Genomic DNA, 13,124 nt, shown 5'->3' on the forward strand with positions numbered 1-13,124 from the left:
GAAACCCGGCACATCCCACGCGGCGGAATCCATGCTCGAAATCATCCAGGAATACTGGCGCAATTATCTTTTCACCGACGGTTATCGCATCACCGGTCTTGCCATCACCATGTGGCTGCTGGTTGTATCGATCGTGCTCGGCTTCTGTCTGTCCATTCCGCTCGCGGTCGCGCGGGTGTCGAAGAACAAGCTGCTCTCGCGCGGCGTCTGGGTCTACACGTATATTTTTCGCGGCACGCCGCTCTACGTTCAGCTTTTGCTCTGCTACACGGGCCTCTACAGCCTGCAAGTGGTCCGCGATCACGTCCTGCTCAACGAATTTTTCCGCAACGGCATGAATTGCACGCTGCTCGCGTTCACGCTGAACACGTGCGCATACACCACGGAAATCTTCGCCGGCGCCATTCGCGCCACGCCTTATGGCGAGATCGAGGCCGCGCGCGCGTATGGCATGTCGTCGTTCACGCTGTACCGGCGCGTCATCCTGCCCTCGGCATTGCGGCGGGCGCTTCCCTATTACAGCAACGAAGTGATACTGATGCTGCACGCAACCACGGTTGCGTTCACGGCGACCGTGCCGGACATCCTCAAGATTGCCCGCGATGTGAACTCGGCCACGTATCAATCGTTCCAGGCGTTCGGCATCGCCGGACTGCTTTATTTATGCATTTCGTTTGCGCTCGTGTGGCTGTTCCGCCGCGCGGAACATCGCTGGCTCGCTTACTTGCGGCCGCAAGGTAAATAAGCCTCATGGATCAGGCACACATGAACTCTCCCGCAACCAAGCTTTTCGTCGATGGCCTTCATAAGCAGTATGGCGATCACGAAGTCCTCAAGGGTGTGTCGCTGAAGGCGAAGGCTGGCGACGTAATCAGCGTGATCGGCTCGTCAGGGTCGGGTAAAAGCACGATGCTTCGCTGCATCAACTTTCTCGAGCAGCCGAACCAGGGCCGGATTTTTGTCGACGGCGAGGAAATCCGTACGCTCAAGGACAAGTTCGGCGCGCTGAAAGTAGCCGAACCCAAACAGTTGCAGCGCATGCGCACGCGGCTTTCCATGGTGTTCCAGCACTTCAATCTGTGGTCGCACCTGAGCGTGCTCGAAAACGTGATGGAAGCGCCGGTGAAGGTGCTGGGGTTATCGAAACAGGAGGCCCAGGACCGCGCGCGCAAATATCTCGAGAAGGTCGGGCTCGCGCCGCGGCTGGAAAAGCAATATCCGTCGCACTTGTCGGGCGGCCAACAGCAGCGCGTGGCCATTGCACGGGCGCTCGCCATGCACCCCGACGTCATGCTCTTCGACGAACCCACTTCCGCGCTCGATCCCGAACTCGTGGGCGAAGTCCTGAAGGTCATGCAGACGCTTGCCGAAGAAGGCCGCACGATGATCGTGGTCACGCACGAAATGGCATTCGCCCGCAATGTGTCCAACCACGTGATATTCCTGCACCAGGGATTGATTGAAGAGGAAGGTCACCCCGACGAGGTCTTTGGAAATACGCGCAGCGATCGGCTGAAGCAGTTCCTGTCGGGAAGTCTGAAGTAAAACTACAAGGTTTCCATCTGCTGATATAGATCAAATTCAAAAGCGTCCTGACGGGCGCTTTTTTAGTTTGAATCTCTAAACATGTGGCGTTTTTTTAGCGTTCGCGCTTTAGCCGCAGATGCATCCCCCAGTCAATAGATGCAATCCATAGCGTTAAGCCCTCAAATCTCGCACTGCCTTATCGCATAAGCCTTTAGGCGATATCTGCATCAATTTGTGCGAACTCACAACACACCAACCATTGCATTTTCGAGACAGAAAGTAGCCAGACAACAATTTTCTTGGCGGCACAAAGGTATTTTGCTAAATTAGTAATCAAAGTACGGAAACGAAGTTCATTAAAAGTAGTTTTACTTCAAAAAGAACTGAGGAGACACCGATCCGACGGGTCGGTTGTGACGTGGGCGGCCTCTTTAACCGTCTGAATCACGGACACCGCCCCTTCGCGTGTCACCCCTCTAAATAGTTTCCGGTTTGGCGCGCTGGCGCTGAACCACTACCGCCGCACTTGGGCTTCTATTTTTTGACAGGGTTGGAGGAGATGATGAAGAAAGCTTTGCTCGCGGCTTCGCTGCTGACGGTCGGCGTTGCAGCACACGCTCAAAGTAGCGTGACGCTCTATGGCCGGCTTGACGCTGGTCTGGAATACATGACGGGCGTGCCGACTGGCGCGAATGCTGCCGGCGCTGCCAACAGCAGCGGACACCGTTTCCGTGCGGAAAGCGGCGACTGGGGTACCAGCCTCTGGGGCATGAAGGGCGTTGAAGATTTGGGCGGCGGCAACAAGGCCGTGTTCCAGTTGGAAGGCAGCTTCAACACCATGACCGGTCAAGGCCCGGGCAACAACGGCATCTTCAATCGTTGGGCGACGGTCGGTGTCGCCAACGACCAGTTCGGTACCTTCTTGCTGGGTCGTGAACTGTTCATCTCCAACGGCGTGTGGGACTTCGACCCGTTCGGTCAGTCGAACTGGTCGTCGGCTTCGCTGGTTCGTGGCCGCAACTGGCCGCAATCGAGCAACAACGTGTCGTACCAATCGCCGAAGGTCGCGGGCTTTGACTTCTACGGTCAATACGCGTTTTCGAATGCGACGAACTTCAACGGTAATGGCACAACGCCGCAAGGCCGTGAAGCGGGCGCACAGATCACCTACACGACGCCCCTGTTCCAGATCCGCGGTTTGTACGATGAAATCCGCAACGCGAACAATGGTGGCCTGTACGGCGGCAACCCGGGCGACATCAATGCAGGCAACGTCTCGGGCGGCGTGTTCGCGGCGTCGCGTGAATACACGGCTGCTGTGAACGTGTTCCTGGGTCAGTTCAAGATCCAGGGCGCTTATCAGGCGATCCGTACCTCGGGCGCAACGGGCGTTCTGCCGGGCCAGCCGACGACGCTCGATCACGAATGGGGCGGTATCACGTGGCAAGCAACGCCGGCGGCTGCAATCATTGCAGCGGCGTATCACGTGAACGGCAACAACGGCGCAGGCAACGCGACGATCTACACGATCGGCGGCTCGTATAACCTGTCGAAGCGCACGTTGCTGGATATTCAAGTGGCGACGGCACAGAACAGCAAGGGTGCTAACTATGGCCTGAATGCGAATAACCCGGGTACGGCAGTCAGTACCGATAACCCGCTGCCGGGTCATAGCCAATCCGGCGTTTATGCCGGTATCCAGCACTCGTTCTAAGCTGAACGGGTTTGCCCGGGCAATAACGACAGAGAGAGTTTGGTTTTTTAAAGCGTAGGTTTTTATAGCTATAGCTTTAATTTTAGTTTTAGTTGGTTTTCACGCTGCTGCGAGAGGCGCGTATCGGTGCGGTGTCCGGAAGGGCATCGCACCGTTTTTTATTTGGGTGGCACCCGGTGATTTGGGCGCTGGTTTCAGGTCTTCGCGCGTTTCGTCTTAGCTGAATTTTTTAGCACTGTTAGCCACTGTCCGTGGCGGGACTTCATTTCTTTTTCCAAACGGCGAAAAAGAAACGAAGCAAAGAAAACGCCTTTCAACCGCTCATTCCTACAGGCCCGAGCGTGCAGTGACATCTGCATGGGACTTCAAAAGAACGCTCAGCCCATAACCCTGGATAGTTGAAACCCTCCCCCTCCGTATCCCTACATCCACACGCTTCGCCTTCCGTGTTCTCGGGCTAGTTCATACGTTTGCTTGTTCCGACAGTTCTATTCCCGGGTTTGCAAATGAAAATGCCGCCGATGCTTTTCGCATCGGCGGCATTCCTTGTTGTTGATACCGCGTTTTTTCTTAATCTCGGGCTATGCCCGCCGCGCCGTGGCTCAGCCAATCCAACACCGCACCCGTGTCGTCATCGCCCGCTTCCCGTACCTTCGTCATCGCTTCACTGACATCCGCACTCACGTTCGGCACCGCCCGGCGGATCGCTACGCCTACCGCCAGAATGTCAATCATCACAAGGTGCAAGATGCGCGAGATCATCGACATCTGCGACTCACGTATCTCAATGTGATCCGTCTCCAACGCAACCGTCGCACGCTTGGCCAACGGCGTATTGCTAGACGTGATCGCAATCACCGTCGCACCCTGCTGCATCGCGATTTCAAGCACACGCAACAACTCCGGCGCACGCCCCGACTTCGATACCGCCACAATCACATCGCCCTTGCCCAACAACGCCGCCGACGCCGCCTGCATATATAAATCGCCATACGCAATCGTCGGGATGCCAAAACGAAAGAACTTGTAGTGCGCATCCTGCGCCACGATGTTCGAATTGCCCAGCCCATAAAACTCGATCCGGCGCGCTCCATTCAGAATATCAATCGCACGCTCCACGTGATCGAAATTCAAATGCTCACGCAATTGAAGAATCGCCGAAACGGTATTGTCCAGAACCTTCGCGCCAAAATCCGTGGCGGTATCGCCAAGATGCACTTGGCTATGGCTCACCGGAATCGTCCCCGTCAAACCCGTCGCCAGCTTCAGCTTGAAATCGGATAATCCCTGGCAGCCAAGCGAGCGGCAAAAGCGAATCACCGTCGGCTGGCTGACGTCGGCTTTACGCGCAATATCGATGATCGGATCATTGATGATGGAACGCGGATGATTCAGCGCAAGATCGGCGACCCGGCGCTCTGCCGGCGTCAACGCATCGCGCATCTGGCGAATGCGCTCGAATACAGCGGACGATCCCCCATTCGCACGATTGGACAACTGCTCGGACAATATCGCCGATACCCCCAGAAACGCCGGGTATTCAGCGGTAATGATGAACGTGGGCACACTCGACAAGTATTGCTGGAAGCGCCCCTTCGCCTCGAAACGCTCACGGAACGACGACTTCGTGAAAAGCTCGCCAAGCTTCAGCACCACGCCGCCGCCAATGAAAATGCCGCCCAGCGCGCCCAGCGTCACCGCAATATTCCCGGCGAAGGTGCCAAGAATGCCGCAGAAACAATCGACGGCTTCCAGCGCAAGCGGCTCGCCGTCGTGCGCGCGCTGCGTGATGCTGGCCGATTCCAGGTCGTCCGGCACGGCCACGCCATCGCGTTCAGCCAGCGCCTGGTAAATCAGCAGCAAGCCAGGACCCGCCGCCACGCGCTCGAACGATACATGCGGAAATTTCCGGCGCGCAAAACGCAGGACTATGTCCTCCGTTTCATTCGATGGCGCAAAACTCGCATGGCCACCCTCGCTGCCAAGCGCGATCCAGCGGTCATCGGCGGGAATCAGGCCTGAGACGCCCAGGCCCGTACCGGGCCCAAGCAAGCCAATCACGCTGCTCTGCCGGCGCGATCCGCCGCCCACCTGCACACGCTGGGCATCGGTCAGGCCGGGCAGCGCCATGGCCAGCGCAGTGAAATCGTTCACGACCAGCAGCGTGTCGAAACCGAGCGCGCGGCGCGTGGCTTCAATGGAGAAGCTCCAGTCGTGATTGGTCATCGCGACATGATCGCCGTCCACCGGATTGGCGATCGCCACGGCCGCATGATTCACGCGGCTGACTTTCGTATCCTTCAAGTACTGCTGCATGGCTTCCGCAATGCCCGGGTAATCGTTGCCCGGATACACGCGAATCTCGCCAATCACGCCCGGCGCCGTTTCGAGCGCGAAACGCGCGTTGGTGCCGCCGATGTCAGCCAAAAGCCGGGGTCCGTCAGCGTGCTGGCTTCCGGCCGCTATCGTTACGGCCTTACTTTGCACACCAGTAGACATCGAGCCTGACTCCTTCTGCTTTTGCCAACGTGGAGATGGCGTTTTTTTGCGGTGCGGCGAGCGCGGCGTTCAATACATCGAGTTTCTTTTGCCCGCCGATGAACAGGAAAAGGTGTTGCACACCCTTGAGCGCGGACATGGACAGCGACACGCGCGCATGCGGCGCGCTGCCCGGATGAACGGAAATGAACCGGTCTGCCGTGGTGATCGCGAAATCCCACTCAGGGGCATCGGCGAAAATGGACGCAGTGTGGCCGTCTTCACCCATGCCCAGCACGGCGACGTCGGGCACGCGGCGTTGCGCATCGGCGTTCAGGTCGGCAATGTGCGCGTCCAGCGGCCGATTCGTATCCACGAGCGGCAGGAAATAGGCGCCGCTGGCCGAGTTTTGCAGCAGCGCCTCGCGCACGAGATGCGCATTGCTGGCGCTATCCGTTTCAGGCACCCAGCGGTCATCCACGAGCGTTACATCAATATGCGCCCAGTCGAGCGCATGCGTGGAAAGCGTTTGCAAGAACGGCTTCGGACTCGTGCCGCCCGAAACGGCAAGCGTTGCGTGCTGGGCTGGATTACCCGACACGGCGGCATCCGCCGACGCGGCTCCGCGAGCCGCGAGCGTCGCGGCAAGCGCGTCGCCCACCGCTACAGCCAATGCGTCGGATTGGGCGCCTGGCTCATCAAAAGTATGAAGCTGGATCACTGCTCCTCCATGCTGCCTTGTTTTGGTTTCATTTCGCCCGACGTGGACGCTTCCAAAACCCCGGAAGCGCCGCCCGACGGGATTTGTCTCGGCTTTAATTGCAACATGTTTACAGCACAACCGTCCTGGAACACGTCCCCACCGACCCGTTCGACTCGCCGAGCGGGCTTAATTCTCTTCTTCGAGCCAGCACGTCCCGTGTTGCGCCAGCATCGCGCTCGCGGCAGCCGGTCCCCACGTGCCCGAAGCGTAAGGCTTCGGCGGTTTTGTCGATGCCGCCCATTCATCCAGGATCGGTTCCACATAACGCCACGCCGCTTCCTGTTCGTCACGCCGCACGAACAACGCGAGACGGCCGTTGATCACATCGAGCAGCAGGCGCTGATACGCCTCCATCTGCCCTTCCTTGAAAAACTTGTCGAAGGCGAGATCCAGATGCACGCTCGCGAGATTCATGCCTTCGCCCGGCTGCTTGGCGAGGCAATACAGGCGAATGGTTTCGTTCGGCTGAAGGCGGATCACGAGACGATTCATGCCGGCGCGCAACGCGTTGGCGCCGAGCGCCGAGTGCGGCACCGGCCTGAAATTCACGACAATCTCAGCCGTGCGGTCCGCGAGCCGCTTGCCAGTGCGCAGGAAGAACGGCACGCCGGCCCAGCGCCAGTTTTCGATCTCGACCTTCAACGCGACAAACGTCTCAGTATGACTATCAGGCCGCACGCCATGCTCGGTCGCGTAAGCGGGCACCGATGTGCCCTTGATCACGCCCGAATGATATTGGCCGCGCACCGCGACCTTGCTGATGTCGCGCGGATCGACGGGCTTGAGCGCACGCAGCACGCGCAGCTTTTCGTCGCGCACGGAATCGGAGTCCATGGAATGCGGCGGTTCCATCGTTACGATGGAAAGAAGCTGCAGCAAGTGGTTCTGCACCATGTCGCGCAAGGCGCCGGTATTGTCGTAGAAATCGCCGCGCGCTTCCACGCCGAGTTCCTCGGCAATGGTGATCTGGATGCTTTCCACCCATTCGCGACGCCACAGCGGTTCGAACAGCGCATTGCCGAAGCGCAGCGCGAGCAGGTTCTGCACCGGCTCCTTGCCGAGGTAATGATCGATCCGGTAGATCTGTTCTTCCGCGAAGATTTCGCCCACCGCGTCGTTGATGGCCTGCGACGACGTCAGATCGTACCCAAGCGGCTTTTCGAGCACGATGCGCGCGTTTTCGCTCAAGCCGACGTCGGCGAGCGCACGGCAAATGGGCACGAACAGCGACGGACCGGTCGCCAGGTAAAACACCCGCGTGCCGCCGTGCCGGTTCACTGCATCGCGCAGCAGCTTGAAATCTTCCGGCTTGCCAAGATCCAGCCGCACATAGTCGATGCGATCAAGAAAGCCCTTCCACACCGCGTCGTCCACCCCGTTTTTCGATACATGCGGCTTCACGTGTTCGTCGACCCAGCTCAGATACGCATCGCGATCTTCCGACGCGCGGGCCACCGCGACGATCTTTCCGCCTTCGGCAAGCATGCCGCCACGATGCGCTTCGAAAAGCGCCGGCAGGATCTTGCGCATCGAAAGATCGCCTGTTCCGCCGAACAGAACGAATGTGAAATTCGAATCGTTTTGCATGTGTCTCCGCAGGGGTTCTGAAGGACCGTAGTCCGATAAAATTTTTTTTGACACTGAATTGTAGTTTAACTACAATTCAAATCAAGGGGTAACGTGATCTCGGAAAAAAACACTTAGTCAACCAGAACATGCGTGTTTTCCCGGAGATTCATGTCTAGTTGCATGGTAATAGACCTGCGCCAATGACGCTTTTGCCGAAAGGTTCACCATGGGTAATGTCATGGCTACGGTTAAAGCTGCAGGATGCAGAACCCCCGACGCACGCCACGCTGGCCTGCCAGTGTGAACGGGCAAAAATCAAAAGAGGAGACACAGTTGCGATTCGACACACTCATCTCTTGAGAGCCGTACGGCCGAGGTTCGGTCTGCGGCCAGACTGGCGCGCCCACGGATCATTGCAGGGGCAACCGGTCTTATCCCGCTGCCATTGCCGACTCCGGCCACTTCAAGTCTGTTCAGTTCCAGCCATCGCTTCCTGGCGGCATCAGGGGCCAATCGTTTTTTGTTCAGGTGTTCGGAGGAGATAAACAATGAAATTTCGCAAGCTCATGGGCGCGCTCGGCGCTGCAGGTCTGTTGTGCGGCGTGACGGCACAGGCGGTTCAGGCTGCAGAAGCCGTTTCCGTGCTGCACTGGTGGACGTCTGGCGGTGAGTCGAAGGCTATTGGCGTGTTGAAGGACGACATGACCAAACAGGGTTACACCTGGAAGGACTTTGCTGTCGCCGGCGGCGCGGGCGCTGCGGCCATGACCGCACTGAAGACGCAGGTGATCTCGGGCAACGCCCCGTCCGCCGCGCAGATCAAGGGTCCGCTGATCCAGGAATGGGCCGATCAGGGCGTGCTGGTGAACATTGACTCGGTCACGGGCGACTGGAAGAAGAACCTGCCGCCGGAAATCGACAAGATCATGCACGCAGGCGGTCACTACGTCGGCGCGCCGTTCTCGGTACATCGCGTGAACTGGCTGTATATCAACAAGGACGCGCTGGACAAGGCAGGCGGCAAGGCGCCGACCACGTGGCCGGAATTCTTCGCCCTCGCCGACAAGATGAAGGCGAACGGCATTGTTCCGGTGGCTGCAGGCGGCCAGCCGTGGCAAGACCTGACCTTGTGGGAAGACGTCGTGCTGTCGCAAGGCGCGGACTTCTACAAGAAGGCGATTGTGGATCTGGACCAGAAGACGCTGAGCTCCGACCAGATGGTCAAGGTGTTCGACACGGTTCGCCACGTCCAGTCGTACTTCGATAACGGCCGCACCGGCCGTGACTGGAACCTCGCCACCGCCATGGTCATCAACGGCAAGGCCGGCATGCAGTTCATGGGCGACTGGGCCAAGGGCGAATTCGCGGGCGCGAACAAGAAGTCGGGTACGGACTATGTTTGCGTAGCGGTTCCGGGCACGGAAAAGGCTTACACGTTCAACGTCGATTCGTTCGTCTTCTTCCAGCAGAAGGGCGCGAAGGATGCAACGCCGGGTCAACTGGCGCTGGCGAAGACCATCATGACGCCTGAGTTCCAGGAGCAGTTCAGCCTGAACAAGGGTTCCATTCCGGTTCGCCTGGGCGTGCCGATGGCCAAGTTCGACGATTGCGCGAAGAAGTCCTACGCTGACGAGCAAACGGCTTTGAAGTCGGGTGGTTATGTTCCTTCGCTGGCTCACGGCATGGCGCAAGGCGATGCAACGGCAGGCGCCATTACCGACGTGGTCACGAAGTTCATGAACTCGACGCAGGATTCGAAGAGCGCAGTTGCCGCTCTCGCGAACGCAGCGAAGACGAAGTAAGGCGCGAAGTGAAACGGAAGTAAGCGTTTTACTGTGACGCACGGGCGCGTTCCGGAAGGTGCGCGCCCGAAAGCACAAGTTGATTATCGTAAAAACCGCTGTATCCCTGTTCCGGCCTGAGACTCTTGCCGGCAAATTTTCAGGAGTCGAGAAGTGGCTGCCTCCCCTAGCGGTATCGCGAGCAAGACATCGCGCACCCCGCCCCGCCGCACGTCGCCCATGGCGGCGCTTGCCGATACTTATATTCCCAAGCTGGTACTCGCGCCCAGCGTGCTGATTGCGCTGGTGTTCGTGTACGGCTTTATTCTGATCACCGGCTATCTGTCGCTGACGAACTCGCGACTGATGCCACGCTACGATTTCGTCGGCTTCCAGCGATACACCGAGTTGTTCAACAACGACGTCTGGTGGACGTCTGCTGCGAATCTCGGCTGGTTCGGCATTCCGTTCATTGGAATCTGCGTTGGACTCGGCCTTTTCCTTGCCATCCTTCTTGACCAGAAGATCCGCAATGAAGGCGCGCTGCGCGCAATTTTCCTGTACCCGATGGCGTTGTCGTTCATCGTGACGGGGACGGCGTGGCAATGGATCCTGAACCCGGGCCTCGGGCTTGAAAAAGTATTCCATGACTGGGGCTGGACGAGCTTTTCGTTCGACTGGCTCGGCAACCCCGACAAGGCCATCTTCTGCGTCGTGATCGCGGCCGTATGGCAATCCACCGGTTTCGTGATGGCGCTGTTCCTTGCGGGCTTGCGCGGCGTGGATGGCGAGATCTTCAAGGCGGCGCAAATGGACGGTGCATCCTTGCCGCGCATTTATCGCAAGATCGTGATTCCGAGCATGCGGCCGGTCTTCTTCTCCGTGCTGCTGATCCTCTGCCACATCACCATCAAGACGTTCGACCTCGTGGTTGCATTGACCGCGGGCGGTCCGGGCACGTCGTCGTCGCTGCCGGCCATGTTCATGTACACGTTTTCGTTCAACCGTGGCCAGCTTGGACTCGGCGCAGCATCATCGATGATGATGCTTGCTACCGTCGTCGCCGTGCTCGTGCCGCTCATGTATCTGGAATCGAGGAGCACCCGCAATGGAATCTAAGATGACGATCAGCCGCGCCGTCATCTATGCGGCGCTGATCCTGTTTGCCCTGTATTTCCTGTTCCCGATCTACGTGATGCTCTCGACGTCCTTCAAGGACCTCGACCAGTTGCGCACCGGCAACCTGCTCACGCCGCCGACTTCGTTCACGTTCGCGCCGTGGGTCAAGGCGTGGTCGCAATCGTGTACCGGCGTGCGTTGCGACGGCATGGAACCGTTCTTCATGAATTCCGTGCGCATGGTGATCCCGGCGGTGCTGATTTCATCGATAGTCGGCGCATTCAACGGCTACGTGCTCACGCACTGGCGTTTCCGTGGCGCGGACCTCGTGTTCACGCTGCTGCTGGTTGGCTGCTTCATCCCCTTCCAGGCCATCCTTTTGCCCATGGCGCGTCTGCAAGGCCTGCTGGGACTTGCGAACACCACAACGGGGCTGGTGCTGGTCCACGTGGTGTACGGTATTGCGTTCACGACCATGTTCTTCCGCAACTTCTACGTGAGCATTCCGGCGGAACTGGTGAAGGCGGCGCGTATTGACGGTGCGGGTTTCTTCACCATTTTCACGAAGATTTTGCTGCCGGTATCGCTGCCAATCTTCATGGTGTGCCTGATCTGGCAATTCACGCAGATCTGGAATGACTTCCTGTTCGGTATCGTGTTCTCGGGCGTGGATTCAATGCCGATTACCGTGGCGCTGAACAACCTCGTGAATACATCGACCGGCGTGAAGGAATACAACGTCGACATGGCTGCCGCGATCATTGCCGCCCTGCCCACCCTGCTCGTCTATATGGTCGCCGGCCGGTTCTTCGTGCGCGGCCTGACGGCGGGCGCGGTGAAAGGCTAGCCGAAGGCTGATTTCCGCGGGGCGCCGTGCAACCGGTTCGAGCCGCAACAGCGCTCCGCGATAAAGATCAACAGATGCACGGACGATCACACTCCGCGCGAGAGACATTAAAGGATTCATAGCATGGCAAGCCTTTCAATCCGCGACGTATACAAGACTTATGCGAACGGCGTTCCCGTTCTGAAGGGCGTGAACATCGATATCGAGGATGGTCAGTTCCTGATCCTCGTTGGCGGTTCGGGCTGCGGCAAGTCCACGTTGCTCAACATGATCGCCGGACTGGAAACGGTCACCAAGGGCGACATCATGATCGACGGCAAGACGGTGAACAACCTCTCGCCTAAGGACCGCGACATTGCGATGGTGTTCCAGTCCTACGCGCTGTATCCGTCCATGACGGTGCGCGAGAACATCTCGTTCGGGCTGAATATCCGCAAGGTGCCGAAGGACGAGCAGCAGGCAATCGTCACGCGCGTGTCCGATACGCTGCAGATCCAGCATCTGCTCGACCGCAAGCCCGGCCAGTTGTCGGGCGGCCAGCGTCAGCGCGTGGCAATGGGCCGTGCGCTCGCCCGCGATCCCGTGATGTTCCTGTTCGACGAACCGCTGTCGAACCTGGACGCGAAGCTGCGTATTGAAATGCGTTCGGAGATCAAGCTGCTGCATCAGCGCCTTGGCACCACGATTGTGTACGTGACGCACGATCAGATTGAAGCCATGACGCTCGGCGACCGGATCGCGGTGATGAAGGACGGCGTTGTGCAGCAGTTCGGCGCGCCGCAGGACATTTATGATTCGCCGTCGAACCTGTTCGTGGCAGGTTTCATTGGCGCGCCGCCGATGAATTTCATCGATGGAAAACTGGTCGAGGCCGGGTCGGGCGTGGGTATCGAGCTGGACACGGGTGTGTCGCGTTCCGTGCTGAACCTGCCCTTCGACGCTACTTCCGTGCGTGGCAAGATTGGCCAGAACGTGATTCTCGGCTTGCGCCCCGAGCGGATCACGGATGCGCGCAGCGCGCACAACGTGGAAGACGCGCGCCTGCAGCCGGTCGAAGTGAAGATCGACGTGATCGAGCCGACCGGACCGGATACGCTGGTATTCACGCAAGTGAACGGCAAGCGCGTGGTGAGCCGCGTGCATCCGGCGGCAAACCCGCAGCCGCTCACGAACATGACGCTGTTGTTCGATGTATCGAAGGCCGTGTTGTTCGATGCAAAGACGGAAGAGCGGTTGGCTTAATCGGATTGTTGGCCGGATAAACGAAACGCCGCTGGGTCTTCAGGACCAGCGGCGTTTTCTTTAGAGCCAAACCGGGAATGACGG

Annotated in this window: 10 protein-coding genes; 7 read left to right on the forward strand and 3 right to left on the reverse strand. The window is 58.7% G+C overall.

What is annotated here, in order from left to right; all coding sequences use genetic code 11:
• The first annotated feature begins 31 nt into the window (after positions 1-31).
• The 3 genes from AWB64_RS02810 (at position 32) to AWB64_RS02820 (ending at position 3,241) form a co-directional block, all read left to right on the forward strand.
• A complete protein-coding gene (locus AWB64_RS02810) occupies positions 32-745 on the forward strand; it encodes an ABC transporter permease (protein ID WP_060817069.1) in 714 nt (237 codons plus the stop codon).
• A 20-nt stretch (positions 746-765) separates the two neighbouring features.
• Positions 766-1,545, forward strand: coding sequence for an ABC transporter ATP-binding protein (locus tag AWB64_RS02815; RefSeq protein ID WP_060817070.1), 780 nt, complete (start codon positions 766-768; stop codon positions 1,543-1,545).
• A gap of 544 nt (positions 1,546-2,089) precedes the next feature.
• Entirely contained in the window at positions 2,090-3,241 is a 1,152-nt protein-coding gene (locus AWB64_RS02820) for a porin (protein WP_060817071.1), read from the forward strand.
• 570 nt (positions 3,242-3,811) lie between these two features.
• Here AWB64_RS02820 and AWB64_RS02825 read toward each other — a convergent pair.
• From AWB64_RS02825 to zwf, 3 genes are all read right to left on the reverse strand, one after another.
• Entirely contained in the window at positions 3,812-5,740 is a 1,929-nt protein-coding gene (locus AWB64_RS02825) for a bifunctional transcriptional regulator/glucokinase (RefSeq protein ID WP_060817072.1), read from the reverse strand.
• Positions 5,718-6,440 (reverse strand): 6-phosphogluconolactonase, encoded by a 723-nt coding sequence (gene pgl, locus AWB64_RS02830; protein ID WP_060817073.1) that lies wholly within the window; start codon positions 6,438-6,440, stop codon positions 5,718-5,720. The genes AWB64_RS02825 and pgl overlap by 23 nt, the downstream gene beginning before the upstream one ends.
• A gap of 168 nt (positions 6,441-6,608) precedes the next feature.
• Positions 6,609-8,069 carry a glucose-6-phosphate dehydrogenase gene (gene zwf / locus AWB64_RS02835; protein ID WP_060817074.1) on the reverse strand — a complete coding sequence of 487 codons (1,461 nt, stop codon included), beginning with the start codon at positions 8,067-8,069 and terminating at the stop codon, positions 6,609-6,611.
• 530 nt (positions 8,070-8,599) lie between these two features.
• Between zwf and AWB64_RS02840 the strand changes: the two genes are divergently transcribed.
• The 4 genes from AWB64_RS02840 to AWB64_RS02855 all read left to right on the forward strand — a co-directional run bounded on the left by AWB64_RS02840 (position 8,600) and on the right by AWB64_RS02855 (position 13,040).
• Positions 8,600-9,853: an ABC transporter substrate-binding protein gene (locus AWB64_RS02840; protein ID WP_060817075.1), complete on the forward strand. Its 1,254-nt coding sequence runs from the start codon at positions 8,600-8,602 to the stop codon at positions 9,851-9,853.
• Positions 9,854-10,072: 219 nt separating this feature from the next.
• Complete coding sequence (locus AWB64_RS02845) at positions 10,073-10,951, forward strand: carbohydrate ABC transporter permease (protein WP_099050474.1); 879 nt, start codon at positions 10,073-10,075, stop codon at positions 10,949-10,951.
• Entirely contained in the window at positions 10,941-11,798 is an 858-nt protein-coding gene (locus AWB64_RS02850; RefSeq protein WP_075643223.1) for a carbohydrate ABC transporter permease, read from the forward strand. Before AWB64_RS02845 ends, AWB64_RS02850 begins: the two co-directional genes overlap by 11 nt.
• A gap of 123 nt (positions 11,799-11,921) precedes the next feature.
• Positions 11,922-13,040: an ABC transporter ATP-binding protein gene (locus AWB64_RS02855; RefSeq protein ID WP_060817078.1), complete on the forward strand. Its 1,119-nt coding sequence runs from the start codon at positions 11,922-11,924 to the stop codon at positions 13,038-13,040.
• The last annotated feature ends 84 nt before the right edge of the window (positions 13,041-13,124 follow it).

Origin of the sequence: Caballeronia sordidicola (genome assembly GCF_001544455.2) — a bacterium.
Classification (GTDB): domain Bacteria; phylum Pseudomonadota; class Gammaproteobacteria; order Burkholderiales; family Burkholderiaceae; genus Caballeronia; species Caballeronia sordidicola.

What these genes read in the sequence shown, in the direction of transcription:
- zwf (WP_060817074.1), bottom strand. Translation starts at nt 8,069, where the DNA reads ATGCAAAACGATTCGAATTTCACATTCGTTCTGTTCGGCGGAACAGGC.
- AWB64_RS02840 (WP_060817075.1), top strand. Translation starts at nt 8,600, where the DNA reads ATGAAATTTCGCAAGCTCATGGGCGCGCTCGGCGCTGCAGGTCTGTTG.
- AWB64_RS02825 (WP_060817072.1), bottom strand. Translation starts at nt 5,740, where the DNA reads ATGTCTACTGGTGTGCAAAGTAAGGCCGTAACGATAGCGGCCGGAAGC.
- AWB64_RS02820 (WP_060817071.1), top strand. Translation starts at nt 2,090, where the DNA reads ATGAAGAAAGCTTTGCTCGCGGCTTCGCTGCTGACGGTCGGCGTTGCA.
- AWB64_RS02845 (WP_099050474.1), top strand. Translation starts at nt 10,073, where the DNA reads ATGGCGGCGCTTGCCGATACTTATATTCCCAAGCTGGTACTCGCGCCC.
- AWB64_RS02855 (WP_060817078.1), top strand. Translation starts at nt 11,922, where the DNA reads ATGGCAAGCCTTTCAATCCGCGACGTATACAAGACTTATGCGAACGGC.
- AWB64_RS02815 (WP_060817070.1), top strand. Translation starts at nt 766, where the DNA reads ATGAACTCTCCCGCAACCAAGCTTTTCGTCGATGGCCTTCATAAGCAG.
- AWB64_RS02810 (WP_060817069.1), top strand. Translation starts at nt 32, where the DNA reads ATGCTCGAAATCATCCAGGAATACTGGCGCAATTATCTTTTCACCGAC.
- AWB64_RS02850 (WP_075643223.1), top strand. Translation starts at nt 10,941, where the DNA reads ATGGAATCTAAGATGACGATCAGCCGCGCCGTCATCTATGCGGCGCTG.